Here is a 16910-nt window from a genome sequence, read left to right on the forward strand (position 1 = left end):
CTTACTCCCCTGCTACTTCGTCAGCCACGTCCACCGACGGCTGTCCTGTAATGACATATATCGGATTGAGTCCGTCAAAACGAGTCATATTCAAAATCGGCTTGCTGCGCGCTGTTTGCAATAACGTCACCGAAGTATCGAGACCTGCTGCTTGCATCGCCTTCATCCCATCATGCAGCGTCTCAATCGTTGCAGCATTCACTACAATTCGTCCATCCTTCCGCAGACGGGAAGCACACAGACGAATCAGTTCGGCCAATTCTCCCCCGCTCCCACCGATAAACACCGCATCCGGGTCTGGCAGATCTTCCAGTCCGGCAGGCGCTTTGGCATGAATAACCGGGAAATCGGTACGGAATTTGATTTTGTTTGCTTCGACATTAGCCAGATCGCCTTCGTTCTTCTCAATGGCAAATACTTGCCCATACTTGGCCAGCCGCGCACATTCCACCGCTACAGAGCCGGAACCTGCGCCGATATCCCATACGATGCTTCGCTCGGTCAGACGCAGCTCGGACAAGCTGAATACGCGTACTTCACGCTTCGTGATCAGTCCTTTTTCCGGCTTACGCTGGTGAAATTCCGCATCCTCGAAGCCAAATCCCCGACGAATTGCAGGCACGTCTTCACCCTTACGGCGGCGCAAAATAACCACATTCAGTGGTTGGAACGTTCTCTGCGCCATCTCATCCAACGTATAATGCTGATACGCCTCATCCGGTCCGCCCAAATGCTCGCCGACAAAGGCATCATATTCCGTCATGCCATAATGCAGCAGATAGGCAGCGACTGCGGCGGGATGATTCCGGTCGTCCGTCAACAGTGCGACCTTGTTCTGTCCGTCAATCCGCTGCGCCAATCCGGTCATCGGACGGCCGTGTACGCTTTCCAGCACCGCATCCTGCCAGCTTTCACCGAGACGCGCAAACGCCAGCTGAACCGAGCTGATATGCGGCAAAATATCCAAATGTTCAGCCCCCAGCTTGGCGGACAAATAACCTGCAATTCCAAAAAAAAGCGGATCGCCTGACGCAAGCACGACAATATCCTTGTCCTTGCGCAACCGTCCCAAGTCTTCTACCACGGCAGATAAGCCGCTCTTTAATGTTCGTTTTCCCCCTGCGAATGCCTTGAAAAAGGCTAGCTGGCGTTCTCCACCAACCAGCAGGTCGGCACGCTCAATGTGCTCCAGCGTCTCCTGCGACAGACCTGCCGCTCCATTTTCACCGATACCAATGACACGAATCACTCTACTCACCGACTCTCGCCCTCCCCAGCACGTTCCCTTTCATCGTTACCAGTACCATTTCCACGACAATTCCACCACCTGCATGGTCCAGACAATGCTGACATCCATAGGTACACAGCTTTTCAAAAAAGCTAAGCGCATTCGCTTCGGTCATCATATCCGCCACCTGCGTAGCTGTATTGGCCTCTGCCACTGCCGCTGCAAGCGACTCGTCCACACCTGCTTCACGCGCGACCTCAGCCAAAAAGCCAAAATCCACCGGAGCGCTCTTGGAGTGAACCATCATGACACCTTGAGCTACCTTTGACAGCTTGCCAGGCATACCGACGAGAATAATCTTTTTCATTCCCAGCCGTTTCCCATGCTTAATGGCAAAGCCGACAAAATCCCCCATCTGAATAAAGGCCTCTTCCGTCAGCTGATCGTACATTTGCATGGCATATTTTTCACTGCTGCCGCCTGTGGTCAGGACTATTTCCTGGCAGTTCATCGCTTGTGCAACCGATATGGCCTGCACGACGCTGGCTTTATAAGCTGACGTGGAAAACGGAACGACCACACCACGCGTGCCTAGTATGGAAATACCGCCTAGAATGCCAAGACGCCCGTTCAGCGTTTTCTTGGCGATTTCTTCGCCGTCCGGTACGCTGATGACGACACGGACACCTTTGGCCGATCCGTGCTCTTCAAGCACGCCTGTCACAGCCTCCGTAATCATCCGTCGCGGCACCGGATTAATCGCTGCTTCCCCGACAGGCACAGGCAGACCGGGCTTCGTTACCCGCCCTACGCCGATGCCGCCATCCAGCTCAATACCCGGCTCCTCGCGCCAGCTAACAGAGGCGATAATTTTCGCCTGATGCGTGGCATCTGGATCATCGCCACCGTCCTTGATCGTCGTGCAGGAAGCTTCGTCCGCGACCAACACAGGCTCGATCAGCTCAAACGCATGATCGAATCCCGCGGGCAGCGATATCACTGCTTCCTTCGGTGGAATGCCCGTGATGAGCAGTTGCACCGCTCCTTTGGCCACTGCAGCCGCACAAGCTCCAGTCGTAAAGCCTGACCGCATTGGCTTGTCCGGCGCGGGAGCTTCACCGCTTTTCATCCGTTTGGGCCTGTTGGCGGACGCCGCTTCCTTTTCCATGCCAATTCCTCCTTAACCTCTTCTGCTGATCATGTTCTAATTCATTTCATGATACAGCAAACGGACAACCGCATCTAGCGGACAGCCATTAAGGAGATCGCATTCAATGCTGCTACGACAATTGTACTGCCGCCCTTGCGTCCAATATTCGTAATGAACGGAATATCCAGCTTGCGCAGCTCGTCCTTAGATTCTGCTGCCGATACGAAACCGACGGGCATGCCAATCACCAGTCCGGGTTTAGCCGCTCCTTCTTTTACCAGACGGATCAACTCCAGCAACGCTGTCGGCGCATTACCAATGGCATAAATGCCACCTTCGCCCGCCTGAATCGCTTTGCGCATCGAAATAATGGCGCGTGTCGTATTCAGTCTTTTCGCTTCTTCCATGACATCAGGGTCAGATATGTACACATGCACATCCCCGCCAAATTGACGGATACGATCCTTGCTCAGCCCCGCTTGAATCATCTGCACATCCGCCACTACCTGCTGTCCTGCACGAATAGCTGCAATCCCGGCTTCAATCGCCTTTGGATGAAACACCATGCTGCGGCCCAGCTCAAAATCAGCAGATGCATGAATGACACGCTGTACAACGGGATATTGCTCTGCTGTAAAAGGATGCTCTCCCAATTCTTCTGTGATCATCTCGAAGCTTTTGCCCTCAATTTCCTGCGGCTGCACCGTTAGCGGTTTGAATTCTGTTTTAAAATCCATCGTATCGACCACTCCCTTATGGAAAATTAGAAAATAGTTTAGGAAAATGACAATTCATTGCTACAAAATCATAGATACCTCTTAAAAACACCTGTTTTAAGATGACTATATTTTAAATACATGCCAGAAGTCGTTCCTGATTAACTGAACTCGCAAGGGCAAGACTCAACTCAAATTGAAGTTTTCTCTTTTGCTGTGCGCAGTGCGTTAATGACTCCGTCGAAATGATCAAATACTGTGCCAAATTCCACTTCCGGCCTGGAAATCAAAAGTACGTGAATCCCCAGCTCCAATGCAGATTGAACCTTTTCATCCACTGCTCCCGTACGTCCGCTTTCCTTGGTGACCATCACGGTCGTGCCATAGTGCTTATACAATGCTTCGTTCATCTCGCGGGAAAAGGGTCCCTGCATGGCAATAATATTCTTTTGCTCCATGCCCAGTTCGCCGCATTTCTCCATATTGTCCAAGCGCGGTAGCATGCGTGCAACCAGACGAATCTCCGGGTCTCCGAGTAAATGCTTGGTGAACGTGCCGAGCGTCTTACTGCCTGTTGTAAGCATTACAGAGCCTTTGAGTTGCTTCGCTTCTAATGCGGCCTCTTCATAGGAAGACACAATGTGGAGCAATGGATGATTGTCATACACCAGTCCCGCCCGCTCGTAGCGAATATAAGGAACTCCGGATTCGCGAGCAGCTGTCATCGCATTCGCATGTGCTTCTTCTGCAAAAGGATGACTGGCATCAACAACCGCCTGTATTCCATGCTCCCGAATCATTGCACTCATTTCATCGGCTGTCATTCGGCCTGTACGTACGTCCAGCCCTGCTTCGGACAAGCTGGCTGCCGCGCTTTCGGTTACAACCGAGGTCAATACGTTGAAGCCATTGTCACGGATTTGCAGCGCCAATTCCCGAGCATCGCTCGTTCCACATAGCATGAATATCATGAGCCCTTCACCTGCCCGCTTCCATTCACTACAGATGGCGTATGTGAATGCTCATGATGGTGATCATGGTCATCATGGCTGTGAGCATGGACATGCTCATGAGTGTGATCATGGCTGTGTGTATGGTGATCATGATGATCGTGCTCATGTGCATGATGATGGTGATGATGCTCATGATCGTGGTGATGATGGTGGTGCTCCTGCGCCTCCAGACGGAACTGGCAGTTATCACAATTGGCCGTAACCTTGCCGAACAAGCCTTCCTTAGCTCGCTCCAGCACCAGTTCAATCAATTGAGGATGAAAACCAAAATATCCTCCCATTTCCACTTGTAATGTAGGGTGAGCCTCGGCAAATTCCTGGGTCATTTCTCCGATGCGCTTAATCAGCACACCCGTGAACAGAAAATAGGGAAGCACGATAATCTTTTTGGCCCCCAGTCGTACACAACGCTCCAATCCATCGGGAAAAGAAGGCTGCGTCACACCGATAAAGCTGCTCTCTACCCACGTATAAGAAAGCTGTTCCCATAGCATACGGGTGATTTTGAAAAAGTCACTGTTCGCATCTGGATCGCTACTTCCGCGTCCTAACACAAGTACCGCCGTTTCTTCGTCGGATACCTCGGCAAATGCCCCTACAGCGCTATTCATTCCCGCTGGAACTGCAACCGGACGGGCCTCTTTCAAGCGGCTTTGCAGAATGCTGACGATTTTCTCGTGAACGCCAATCGGGCGTCCATATACAAATTCCACCTGTGGATATTTTGCTTTTGCCCGATCAATAGCCATCGGAATATCAATTTTGGCATGTACCGCTGCGAACAAGATAATCGGAATGAGAACGACACGCGTCGCACCTTTCTCCACACATGTTTGCATCCCATCAGCAATGCTGGGACGTGCCAACTCCAAGAAACAGGTTTCCACGCACATATCCGGTACCCGGTCTGCCACTGCCTGTGCAAATTCCAGCAGTTCCTGGTTCCCCTCCGGGTCCCGACTTCCATGTCCAACTAACAATATTGCATCCACTGCTGTTTTTTCCTCCTCTTTAATAGGGATAGCCTGCATGACGCCCTATTTTATATATATGCTTGTATCCAGTTCATCAGGCCTTCAGTCCATTAATCACCACAAACCGCATTCACTTCTACCGTTGCTGGTGCATCTTCATGCCGGAAACCCGCAACGACACCTACACGTTTAAAAAATTTATGAAAACGCTCATTCGGATGCCCTTTTTCCTTATATTCAGCGATGACGTTCTCCACAATGTCAGTAATTTGATCACCCGGAATCCCTTCCGCTACGGGCTGAGCGGCATGAGCATTGCGACCGAATTTTTTGCCACCAAGGAAGAGGTCGTATCCTCCCTTGCGATAGACGATGCCGATATCCTCCAGCACCGCTCCATAGCAGGCCATACCGCATCCGTTCAAAGCAATGCTCGTTTCCTTGGGTGCCTGTAATCCGCCAAGTACAACCTGTAGATGCTCAGCCACAGGCACAGCGTCATCCTTCTCCATATTGCAGAAGTCGCACGCCTTCACCTTAAACACATCGCCAATCGGCATGACAATGAATCGTTCATCCCGCAGCCGTCCGACCAGTTCCTCGGGGTCTGCACACGGCACGCGCAGCACAATCTGATGATCTGGCGTGTATTCCAGTTCGCCATCATCACCCGCTACCTCGGCGAGCAGCGCCATCTGGCGAGCGGTGAACTTCTTGTTTCCCACCCCCGGGGAAACGCCCACCTCAAATAGCGCAGGCTTGCCAAAGCCGCCTGTCGCCATCCCGGCCGGGGCCCCCGCTCCGGCCACCGCTGCCGTTCCGGCGGTGCTCTCGGCGGTAGGCGCTTGCCCGCTCCAGCGAGCGTTGGCTGCGCCAGGCAGCTTGCCGCCAACAGCGAGGCGGCTTAGTGCCTCTGCCGCCAGCGATGCCGGGGTTGCTGCGCCGGTTTGCACAGCGGTCGTTGCCTGCACGGCAGCCATCGCTTGCGGGCGTGCCTGCGTCGCAACCGCAGCGCCGCTCGCGGAGGGTCCAGCGGGCGTAGTCGGGGCTGCGCCTGCCTGCGGTGCAGCCTCTTGTGCGCCCAGCGACCACGGCTCCGCTTCCGTGCGGAGCCGCTGATGTGGCTTGAGCGCTTGCTCGGTCGCATCCAGCGTGTATTTGCGCTGATATCCGCGCGGAGTCACGATCAAGCCGTCATACACCGTTGTCGAGGAATTGCCGATGATTACAGTCGTCAGCATCCCGATGTCATGATTCAGCATATCTTCCAGCGTAGTTACAATAACTTGCTGACGTTCACGATAAGCACTTTTCACCAACCCAACTGGAGTTTGCGGATCGCGGTAACGCAGCAAAATGGACTGCGTCTCCACAATCTGGCGGGTACGCCGACCACTGCGCGGGTTGTATAATGCAATCACAAAATCGGCCGAAGCCGCTGCTTCTACACGCTTCACAATCGTTTCCCAGGGGGTCAGATGATCACTCAGACTGATCGTGCAAGCATCATGCATCACTGGCGCCCCCAACAGTGAAGCACAGGACTGAATAGCCGAGATCCCTGGCACGACTTCTACCTCAACCCCGTCCTCGCGTCGCCAGCCTTTTTGCATCAGCACTTCGTACACCAGCCCTGCCATACCATAGACTCCTGCATCTCCACTGGAAATGACAGCTACCTTCTTGCCCATCTCTGCTTGGCGAACCGCCTCCTGCGCACGGCTCACTTCCTCTGTCATCCCTGTGCGTACAATCTCCTGTCCGTTCAACAACGGACGGATCAAATCAACGTAGGTATTGTAGCCGATAATGACCTCACTTTCGGCCAGCGCATCCAGCGCCCGTTTTGTGATATGTTCCATATCTCCTGGTCCAAATCCAATCACCAGCAATTTTCCTAATGGGCTCATCGTGCTCCTCCTATTCACCCTTTTCAGGGTAGCTATCCTATCTATTTCAATGATTTATGGACATCCTGTAACTCAAAAAACCCCATCCTACCCGGATGGGGTTTCTATGTACGTATCTCTCATCAGACGAACAAACAGCGTAAGAAGACACTATTTGTCTTCCTCCAGCCTGCCGTTGTTTTCCACCTGTCTGTTTACGCTTCAAACGCTGCTGCACGTTCATATCCACGCAAACCTCTAACCAACATGGAAAAAGCAACGTGTGCCTGATTTCCTGATTTCGTACACCCATCCTCTCCGCGAAGGTTAACGGTGCATACAGATCAAGGTAGGTCTCCTGGCTTGGCATCAACAGATTCTTTCGTCTTCCCCGTTTTTCACGAGTGACCATTTAAAAAAATCCTCTTCCTTACAGTGGCGGGACCGCTCGGGATTTGCACCCGATTCCCTGTTACCCTTTGCTCAACCGCAAAGGCACCTTGTCTGTCCGCTATTTGATTATGGGTCTTATCATAACCTTGCCTCAATCAGTTGTGCAAGCACGAAAAACGCTTTATTTCAAGTTCTCTGCTTTATTTTTTAACATATGTAGCAATTCGTCCGGGTCGGCAGAGATGCTTAGTAGCGCTGGATGCTCAGACCCAGTAAACCCTTCTTGCACGCTATGACGCACCATTTCTACTAATGGGTCAAAATATCCATTCACATTCAGCAGCCCAATCGGCTTGCGATGAATGCCGATTTGCGCCCAGCACAATACCTCGAACAGCTCTTCAAAGGTTCCCAAGCCACCCGGAAGGGCAATAAACGCATCGGCCATCTCGCTCATTGCCGCTTTACGCTCATGCATGCTTGCTACCTCAATAAATTCGGTAACTCCCCGATGAATGATCTCTGCATCAAATAACAGGGTGGGCATAATGCCAGTGACCTGACCGTCACCCGCCAGCATTCCATCCGCCACCTCTCCCATCAGCCCCCTACTGGAGCCACCGTAGATCAGACGGATATGATGGCGAGCCATGGCTTCTCCCAGCTTGCCTGCCGCTTCAACATATACCGATGAATGTCCAGGTCTGGACCCGGCAAATACACAAATAGAATTCATTAACGTCTCAGCTCCTGTCCTAAGTATCATGCATCGAAACTTATTCATTATATTAGCTAAATATTTTCGCCATAACAAAAATCTTTGTCGATGCATGTCCAACAAAAAAAAAGATAAAGACCTCGTAGGCCCTTATCTTTATTTTACGCTTTATCCAAAAATATAAGTTCATTTTTAGCATACTATATTTATAATTTCTATCTCATTTCCATCTCATTTCAATGACCATTCACGATCTTCAGACCACAGCCATGTACCGAATCGTTATGTTCAAAATATTTGCCCAGCTCCACCATCATCGCGCCCATGCGTTCTTCGGTTGGAAACACGACTCGATCAATCCCTTCTTCCACAATGGACTGTGCAGTCACCTTCCCTACTGATACAGCAATCACATCCTCACGGAAAGCTTCCAGTAAATCCTCGATTCGATTTTGCTCTCTCGCATATTGGGCTAAAAATCGAATTTGCGGACCACTCGTGAACGTAACAGCATCAACATTACGATGGATAACATCCTCCAGTAACGCCTGCAATTTTGCTTCCTCAGGTGGGATATGCTTATAAGGAAGTACCTGGCGGGTTACTGCCCCCTGCTCGTCCAGCCACTTTACCAACCGTGGGGCTGGATCGCCATGCAGTTGCAACAATACTTCTTTTCCCTTCAGATCGTATGGGGCGAAAGCTCCTGTCAATCCGATCAAACTTCCGTCCTCGTCTCGTACTGCTGGCGTAAAGCCACGCTTTTTGAGTCCATTGACCGTCTTGTAGCCCCGCGCTGCAATGTTGGAAGATTGCAGCAACTCCATAATCTGCTCAGCCACGCCCATATCCTCTGCCATATCGAACAGGGCATCCAGCCCCATACCTGTCGTGAAGATGTACCAGTCCGGAGGGTGCTTCACCCACGATACAACAGCGTTGCGCAGCTCGATATCATCCAGAAAAACGGTACCCTGGGCCGGGCGCTGTACTGGCTCCCCCCCCATCTTCACAACTAGCAGCGCCATTTCTTCTGCTTTACGGGGACCAGCAAGAGCGACTCTCTTGCCTGCCATGCGTTGTGCCATTCTGTTGCCTCCCTTGTAGATGTCGTATTTCTTTCTACCAAGTATACAATCAGAGGGGTAAAAGACAAATAAGAATTACTTTTCCGATGAATACAGTAATCTTATAAGTGGCCGTGTTCTGTTCTGCCTCCATGCTGGCTTTCTTTCTGACTACTACTATCCCGCTCTCCGTTAGATGCCCTATCATCTCCGCCTTTCCCTTTAGATTTGGGTCGGAGCAACATCCATAGCAACAAAGGCATGATAACAAAAAAAATGATCATCACCGCGGTCCACTCCCGGCTGAACTCATAAATTTGCACAATGTTGGAGAACAGCATAAACGAACAGACATAGCCTAACAAACCTACGGGCCAAACCATCAGGCTCCCCCAGGCTTGGGCAAACATCCGTTTTACCGCCAAACTGGTAACGTACAGATCAACCCCAATCTTCGTAAGAAAGGTCGGTACGGTCAGTACTGCCACGAACAAATCGAACCGATCCAGAAAGTCCGTTAGCTGCAATTGACGCACCAGTTCATACGCTGGATAAAACAGCCGTGACAAGATAGGAACACCAATAACCAACTCGGATAGCAGCACCAGCATGGTCAGAAAAGCGGTTCCGAGCAAATGCCCAAACCACGCACTACGCCCATTATAGCTCTTCCCAGAAATCACAAAGGGGACTATCATAATATCGGCCATATAACCCAGCATGCGCCAACTCCCCTTGATTACTCCCTCTACTTCTGGATGTAAGTAGGGTCTCAGCATTGAAAAATCCATATTACGCCCAAAAAAAAGCGGCATGGTCAACAGCGTCACAATCAACAGCGGTATAAAATTCTCGGTCATATTCACGATGGTGCTTATTCCGCCTTTAGCCATAAATACTAGAGTCAACAGCACAATAAGAGAAGTGACCACAATCGGAGTCAGCGGCAAAAGCACCACCTCCACCAGATCCGTAATAATCCTCAAATCCCGTGCAAAGATGATCAGGAATAAAATAAGGTAGATTGCAAGCAGCACACGGCCCAGCACAGGGTGAGAGCTCACCATCGCCTGCATCAGATCCTGATTAGGGAACCGTCGTTTAAGTTTCAACATCGCCCAGATCGGCAAGCATAGCACGATAGCCGCAATTATACAGGTCCAGTAAGCATGCTGATTCGCGTGATCCGCTGCCTGCGCCGGAGCATGTATAAGGGTAATACCGACCTCCATCAATACACCAAGCAGCACAATTTGTCTGGTTGTGAACTGTTTCATGCAGGTACATCCTCCTTTTGCCCGCAGGCATCCATTACACGATTTACAACGTAGGGGGGAGCCACATGTCAATAAAACGGGTTAGCCATGTAGCCACATAAACGGTGCTCTTCGTTGATGTTCCGTAAATCCAGATACCAATGCTAATAACATACATTACGCGGGAGACCCAGCGATTGATGGCTGGTGCATTGTGAATATTTTTACGGTCCATCAGATACATGAAGAGCATAACCAGCACCAAAGGTAACAGAAATACTTTATTCATTGGATTTGCTCCTTTTTGACCCCGAATGGTTTGGTGACCGCACCGATATTCTCAATATGCACGACCGGATTTATGGTGACCTTCACCTTGGGATACAGTTGTTCCCATTGGGGTTTGATCCGTTTCCATTCATCCGGTTGACTCGTAATAATAGCCCGGCCCAAACCAAGTACGTCTGAACGATACTTTTGCTGAATCACCTGAACAGCCTCTCCCAGCTCCCTCTTAATTTCCTCGGCTGTCTGCTGCTCCAGCCACTTCAAATTTTCCTCGTTGGAAATATCGAAACTCGTCTCATTTTCCTTCACATTCCCATTGCAGTTCATATGAATGGTCATTCGAATCTCATCCCCTTGAATATGGGGCTTAATTTGGACTTTATTTTCGATGAGGTGTACAGATATGTAACCTCTACCTTTGGGAGGGGGAATAAATATTTCTGTCTCCTTGGCTTGCTCCATACCCAAAAGCAGAAACCGACTGAGGTGGTTATCAATAATTCCTGTTAACCTGTCTTTGCGAAACACAGCCAGTCCATCGACCTGAATATTCGTTTTCTTGTCTTTAAGGTTAGGGGGCCCATTCTTCACCAGAGACATTACTGGTACCACCGGGTCAACGCCTTCCAGCAGGACGGAATTCATCAACAGCTTAACGGAACGAGGTTTTTTCATATAGGAAATATTGAGCTCACGCACCATTTCTGCTGGATATTGCTCTATCGGAGCATCTGCCTGAAGCAATTCCATCGTTGAACCCTTCGTAATAACAACCAGGGACGACAGACGGTTCTGCGGAACACGTGCCAGTACATCCATCATTTTGCTAATCCCTTCTCGTGCCAGCGCCTCGCCGAACAGCAGCACCCGCCGATGGGAGTAATTGAGTGTTCGCGAAACTCCGCGCTGTTCCTCGGTACTTGCTCCTCGAAAGCTTGGGCCTATTTTGGACTCCAGATAGTAGGATTTCGTACCACTGGTACCTCCCCCTCCTCCTGTACTGCCCGAAGATCCGAGTTGTCCGGGTAGAGCGATTTGCATCGTTACCCGGTATTGATCGCCTTCCTTGTCCAGCCCGGTACCCATCACGAAAGCCACATCATTCACTTCACGGCGATCCCAGCATCCTCCCAAGAGAACAGAGCATAGCAGCAGACAACAGAGCACAGCGACTTTACGTATTTGTTGTGTATTCGATTTGGGCTTCATCACCATCCCTCCTCGCTTTTGGGCGTTCCATTCATCTTTTCCTTCGCTCGTTTGTTGTTGTCTTTACCAATCCAGGAAGGACGTTTGGTCATTTTCCACCAAGGCGCGCGGACGACGATATCCTTTTGATCCATATGGTTGTATGGGCTATATCCACTCATATAAGGGACACCAAACGAGGTTAGCTTGGTTAGATGCGTAGCAATCAGCGTTGTCGCAATAATGATCCCAAACAATCCGAATAAACCCGCCATTAGCATGATGGGAAATCGCAGCAGACGAACCGTGATGGCAAAGTTAAAACGCGGTATGGTAAACGACGCAATACCTGTGAGCGACACAACAATGACTATGGGCGCCGATACGATTCCTGCCTGTACTGCGGCCTGCCCAATGACGAGTGCACCAAGAATACTGACGGCCTGACCGACCGTTTTGGGGAGACGAATCCCTGCTTCCCGTAATGCCTCAAAGGAAATCTCCATCATCAATGCTTCCACCAGTGCTGGAAAAGGGATGGATTCGCGAGCCGCCGCAATACTCAGGATAAGCGTCGTCGGCAGCATATCCTGATGATAGGTCGTCACCGCTACATATAATGCGGGCAGAAAGAGAGCCATTACGAGAAAAAGAAAACGTATCCAGCGCACCATATTACTGATGAAAAAGCGCTCGTAATAATCTTCGCTCGCTTGCATCATCTGCCACATGGTGACTGGACCAATCAGAGCAAAAGGCGTTCCGTCCACAAAAATGGCAAAACGTCCTTCCAGTAACTGCGCAGTGACGGTATCCGGACGTTCAGTGTATTCCATTTGCGGAAACGGTGAAAACGGATGATCCTCAATCAGTTCCTCAATATACCCCGTCTCCAGAACACCATCAATTTTAATATCGCTGAGCCGTTTTTTTACATCCTCCACCAGCTTCGAATCTATGATCCCTTCAATATAAGTAAGGACGACGCTCGTTTGAGTTTCTGTTCCGATGGTCATGCTGTACATCTTGAGCTTGGAGGTCTTCAGCTTGAAGCGTAACAGTGCCGTATTAACGCGAAGAGTCTCAGTGAATCCCTCACGCGGACCTCGAATAACCGCTTCTGTCTGTGGTTCCTCTACGCCACGGCGGACACCGCCCTTGGCGCTAAAAATATACGCACGAGGCGTGCCATCTACGAACAAGGCGGCATTGCCGTCCAGTATCGCTGCCGATACCATCTTCCATTCGTCCATCGTTTTGGTCTGGGACATAGAGATACGAGTTTCATCCAGCGGCTCCAATTTGCCGTTCACTTCAGGGTCCTTGAGCATCATACCCAGAATGACAGGCCGCAGGATATGATCCTGCAAATCCTCCGATTTTACCGTACCTTCAAAATAAGCCAACAACCCTTTGCGTTCAGGGGAAATCATGAGCTCTCGATAGACGATATCAGAGCAATCCTTGAAAATATCACGCAAAGCAATCAAATTGTCTTCCACACTGCTACGTAGCGGCTGTTCCAGCCACGAAGACTCAGGCAGTCCTTTAGGCACATTGGAATTTCGTGTCTTGCGGTCTGCGGCTGGAATCGCTCTCCGGCTCCACGGTGGCTTCGGCAACTTGGGAAAGCGCCCTTTCTTCATCGTTATTCCCCCTTTACGAATGAGCCGAACAGATAATATGACATATAGGATGCACCAGCCTGCAAAGGATTATGTATCCAATGAACTCAACATATTGAACGGATAACAAAAAGACCCTGCAATGATGCAGAGCCTTCGGAAATCCATTATATATCTGAAAATTTATGATAAAGGAATGATTAATCGCCCCAATACTCCTCGGGATGGTATTCAATCTCAGAACTAGCTTCGAACGTAAGCTTATCTGTCTGATCATGATATTCCACACTTTCCGGGGTGACGTAATACCAATGCTTCACCAGGGGGCCATCATCTACCGGGGTTACAAAACGAAATACGTTCAACTCCCCGCTATAACGCACAATCGCCTCCGCCATCTCACGCGGCAACTCTTGAAGCGTAAAGCGAAACACACCGTCCACCGATTCAAAATGACAATCGAAACTCTGCTTGCGGCTGTCAGCAAAGCTACGTCCCGTGACGGCATGCTTAATCAGCCATGTTTCCTGCTGCGCCATTGTGCGCACCTCCTTTTAGGGCAAATCAATCAACATATAAAAAACAGAATCTTCTGCTTTCAGTGAGAGCTTCGGCTTCGGCTCCTGCTCAATACGAGCGGAATCGCGTCCTTGCAGAATATGTTCACCGTTCACACGCAGCGAGCCTTCGATGATGAACAGGAACACGCGCCGACCCTCGGCCTGTGTGAATTCTACTTGTTCTCCAGGCTGAAGCTTGCTTAAATAAATCGTTAAATCCTGGTTGATTGCAGCTATTTCACCCTCCGTGCCTGGTACGCGCTTTCCGGCAACGACAGGCAGAAGCTGACCGTAAAGACGCTCAGGATTGAATGCTGTAGCCTCATATGACGGTTTCAGTCCTCTCGTATGCGGGCTAAACCACAATTGCAGCAGACTGACATCCTCCGTTTGTGAAGCGTTGTGCTCCGTATGAATGATGCCGTGGCCCGCTGACATTCGCTGAATGCCTCCAAAACGGGTTACCGCTACATGTCCACGGTTGTCTTCATGACGCAGTTCCCCATACAGCACAATCGAAACAATCTCCATATCACTGTGTGGATGCGCCCCAAATCCCCGTCCCGGTGCGATGACATCGTCATTACAGACACGCATAGGGCCAAATGCTGTATTGTTCTCATCCTGATACTCCGCGAATGAAAAGCTGTGACTTCCCCGCAACCAGCCCTTATCGAAGCTGAATCGGGAAGCCGCCGGATATATTGTAAACATAATAGCCCTCCTTCAGGAAGAAAAATGAGATCAAATCCCTCTCATTGTAACCGAGCCCAAGCGATAAAGCTACGCCTCTGTCTGAGTGATAATCTCATCTATAAAAGACTGCAAAGTACTGGTAACAAAGGCTTCCTTACGCCGGATAAACACCGTTGTTACTTCATTGTACGGCTCAGGCATCGCATGACCGCATACAAGGCCTTGAGATACCAGCCCGCTGATCGACGATTCGGGAAAAACAGTCATTCCAATACCGGCCGCCACACTGCCGATAATTGTCTCAAATGTCCCAAACTCCATAATCTGCTTGGGAATAATCCCCTCCATCTTGAGCCAAGTTTCCAGCCGTCCCCGGTAGCCGCAACCTTTTTTATACAGCAGGAGTGGACGGGTTGTAAGATCCTCGACAGAAAAGTCATCTCCTTGGGATACGAGGACCAGTTTTTCCTGAAACACATCAAACTGTTCAATCAGCGGATGCTTGACCGGCCCGGTCACAAAAGCTCCATCCAGCCGCATTTCTGCAACCTCCTGCACCAGAGACTCTGTAACCCCGGCCTTGAGGGACAACTCGACATCCGGGTACTTGCTATAGTAAGCATGTAAAATGGCCGGGAGGGCAATGACAGTCTCCACAATGCCAATCTCCAGTACCCCCGAAGGTGCAGAGGTATTCTGAAACGCATGTTTCATTTCCTCAAATTGCGATAAAATGCTTTTCGTATATTGCAGCAGACGCTTGCCCTCTGCATTGAGGATCATTCCCCGCTTATGTCTATTAAATAAAGGCGTTTGCAGTTCCTTTTCGAGCAGCTTGATTCTGGCCGTTACATTGGACTGGACATAGCTAAGCTCGGCTGCAGCCTTGCTGACACTGCCATGCGCAGCCACCGTCTGGAAAATGTTTAAATCGTTCAGATCCACTACTGCTCCCCCTTATTGTGAAGGACAAGGGGCCATCCAAAATTGACGCGCCTTGTCACTTATTATCATTTTAAATGATCATAATGTTTATTTTCAATCATTTTACCAACAGCTTCCTATCCTTTATGATGTGTCCATAAGATATGTCCGCTGAGACCGGCAAGGAGGAGCATTTGTACATCATGAACAGACAAATCATGACCGGATCTTTATTATGCCTAATCGCCAGTATGTCCTGGGGGGCGATGTTTCCGGTTTCGCACATTGCATTACAACATATCAATCCACTGTACTTTTCATTTTTGCGCTATTTATCGGTTACACTCATTTTAGTCGTGCTATTGTGGATCAAAGAGGGACGGACGGCATTTCGCTTTGAGGGCAAGGGCAAGACGTTGTTATTCTTTGGGACCATGGGATTCACCATTTATAATATGGCCGTTTTCCAGGGACAGCACGCGATGGGGGCAGCAGGTACTCTGGTAGCTTCTATAATGGAAGTGCTAATGCCGATGATTTCCATTGCGATGGTGTGGATCATGACCCGTAAAATGCCTCCGAAATATACACTAATCAGCATGGTGATTGCGCTGGCTGGGGCTTTACTTGTGATCACGAACGGAAAATGGACCTTTTTCACACTTGCCGGACAACATTTACTGCCGCTGCTGCTTATTTTCGTAGGCGTCGTCGGATGGGTCTTATATTCCATGGGAGGCAGCCACTTTGCAGGATGGTCTACTCTTCGGTATTCAACCCTAACCTGCCTGCTGGGAACTCTCGTCTCCTTCGTAGTCGTCACATTTGCCTCTGCTTTCAACTGGATTGTGGTGCCGGACTGGCAGGCTGTGTGGTCAGTTAAATACGAAATGAGCTTTATGATCCTGCTTCCAGGACTAGCTGCCCTGCTTAGCTGGAATGCCGGAATCCGAAAGCTGTCTCCACTGAACGGAATTCTATTTATTAACTTTGTACCGATCACCACGCTGGTACTCATGTACTTCCAAGGTTATGTCATTAGCCGTTTTGAACTATATGGGACAGTGCTAGTCATTTTCGCACTGATTCTGAACAATATGTTTCAGAGAAGTTCGCTGCGTCCTTCCGACAGCTCACGGGATGTCCGTTTCCGTCTGGATCGCCGCAAGTCCTTCCAACGTTAACTTCTAACCCTGCAAACCAGAAATTATGCTAAACACATTAA

16 protein-coding genes and 1 riboswitch are annotated in these 16910 nt (G+C 50.0%); of the genes, 1 reads left to right on the top strand and 15 read right to left on the bottom strand.

What is annotated here, in order from left to right; all coding sequences use genetic code 11:
• Position 1: 1 nt before the first annotated feature.
• From cbiE to NLX78_RS12545, 15 genes are all read right to left on the bottom strand, one after another.
• Positions 2-1258, bottom strand: coding sequence for a precorrin-6y C5,15-methyltransferase (decarboxylating) subunit CbiE (gene cbiE, locus NLX78_RS12475; RefSeq protein ID WP_254350558.1), 1257 nt, complete (start codon positions 1256-1258; stop codon positions 2-4).
• Positions 1251-2396, bottom strand: coding sequence for a cobalt-precorrin-5B (C(1))-methyltransferase (locus NLX78_RS12480; protein ID WP_254350559.1), 1146 nt, complete (start codon positions 2394-2396; stop codon positions 1251-1253). Before NLX78_RS12480 ends, cbiE begins: the two co-directional genes overlap by 8 nt.
• Before the next feature lie 74 nt (positions 2397-2470).
• Positions 2471-3115, bottom strand: coding sequence for a precorrin-8X methylmutase (locus NLX78_RS12485; protein ID WP_039271658.1), 645 nt, complete (start codon positions 3113-3115; stop codon positions 2471-2473).
• Between the two features lie 170 nt (positions 3116-3285).
• Complete coding sequence (gene cobK, locus NLX78_RS12490; RefSeq protein WP_254350560.1) at positions 3286-4065, bottom strand: precorrin-6A reductase; 780 nt, start codon at positions 4063-4065, stop codon at positions 3286-3288.
• Complete coding sequence (locus NLX78_RS12495; protein ID WP_254350586.1) at positions 4062-5099, bottom strand: sirohydrochlorin chelatase; 1038 nt, start codon at positions 5097-5099, stop codon at positions 4062-4064. The genes cobK and NLX78_RS12495 overlap by 4 nt, the downstream gene beginning before the upstream one ends.
• 92 nt (positions 5100-5191) lie before the next feature.
• The gene (cobJ, locus tag NLX78_RS12500) at positions 5192-6991 is read right to left on the bottom strand and encodes a precorrin-3B C(17)-methyltransferase (RefSeq protein WP_254350561.1); all 1800 of its coding nucleotides are present in this window, start codon (positions 6989-6991) and stop codon (positions 5192-5194) included.
• A 310-nt stretch (positions 6992-7301) separates the two neighbouring features.
• A riboswitch (cobalamin riboswitch) is annotated at positions 7302-7487 on the bottom strand.
• Between the two features lie 57 nt (positions 7488-7544).
• Positions 7545-8099 carry an LOG family protein gene (locus NLX78_RS12505; protein WP_250260206.1) on the bottom strand — a complete coding sequence of 185 codons (555 nt, stop codon included), beginning with the start codon at positions 8097-8099 and terminating at the stop codon, positions 7545-7547.
• 218 nt (positions 8100-8317) lie between these two features.
• A complete protein-coding gene (locus NLX78_RS12510) occupies positions 8318-9169 on the bottom strand; it encodes a uroporphyrinogen-III synthase (protein WP_069080101.1) in 852 nt (283 codons plus the stop codon).
• 101 nt (positions 9170-9270) lie between these two features.
• Positions 9271-10425 (bottom strand): GerAB/ArcD/ProY family transporter, encoded by a 1155-nt coding sequence (locus NLX78_RS12515; RefSeq protein WP_250260205.1) that lies wholly within the window; start codon positions 10423-10425, stop codon positions 9271-9273.
• Positions 10426-10468: 43 nt separating this feature from the next.
• The gene (locus tag NLX78_RS12520; protein WP_069290596.1) at positions 10469-10693 is read right to left on the bottom strand and encodes a hypothetical protein; all 225 of its coding nucleotides are present in this window, start codon (positions 10691-10693) and stop codon (positions 10469-10471) included.
• Positions 10690-11901 carry a Ger(x)C family spore germination protein gene (locus tag NLX78_RS12525; protein ID WP_250260204.1) on the bottom strand — a complete coding sequence of 404 codons (1212 nt, stop codon included), beginning with the start codon at positions 11899-11901 and terminating at the stop codon, positions 10690-10692. Before NLX78_RS12525 ends, NLX78_RS12520 begins: the two co-directional genes overlap by 4 nt.
• Positions 11901-13526, bottom strand: a complete 1626-nt coding sequence (locus NLX78_RS12530; RefSeq protein ID WP_250260203.1) for a spore germination protein — start codon at positions 13524-13526, stop codon at positions 11901-11903. The genes NLX78_RS12525 and NLX78_RS12530 overlap by 1 nt, the downstream gene beginning before the upstream one ends.
• A gap of 179 nt (positions 13527-13705) precedes the next feature.
• Positions 13706-14044: a hypothetical protein gene (locus NLX78_RS12535; protein WP_039271675.1), complete on the bottom strand. Its 339-nt coding sequence runs from the start codon at positions 14042-14044 to the stop codon at positions 13706-13708.
• Positions 14045-14059: 15 nt separating this feature from the next.
• Positions 14060-14779, bottom strand: coding sequence for a pirin family protein (locus tag NLX78_RS12540; RefSeq protein WP_254350562.1), 720 nt, complete (start codon positions 14777-14779; stop codon positions 14060-14062).
• A gap of 69 nt (positions 14780-14848) precedes the next feature.
• Positions 14849-15706 carry a LysR family transcriptional regulator gene (locus NLX78_RS12545; RefSeq protein ID WP_039271679.1) on the bottom strand — a complete coding sequence of 286 codons (858 nt, stop codon included), beginning with the start codon at positions 15704-15706 and terminating at the stop codon, positions 14849-14851.
• A 182-nt stretch (positions 15707-15888) separates the two neighbouring features.
• Here NLX78_RS12545 and NLX78_RS12550 point away from each other — a divergent pair, with 182 nt between their 5' ends.
• Positions 15889-16869 (top strand): DMT family transporter, encoded by a 981-nt coding sequence (locus tag NLX78_RS12550; RefSeq protein ID WP_254350563.1) that lies wholly within the window; start codon positions 15889-15891, stop codon positions 16867-16869.
• Positions 16870-16910: the final 41 nt, after the last annotated feature.

Source organism: Paenibacillus sp. Lou8.1 (assembly GCF_024213565.1).
GTDB classification, from domain to species: Bacteria; Bacillota; Bacilli; order Paenibacillales; family Paenibacillaceae; genus Paenibacillus; species Paenibacillus polymyxa_B.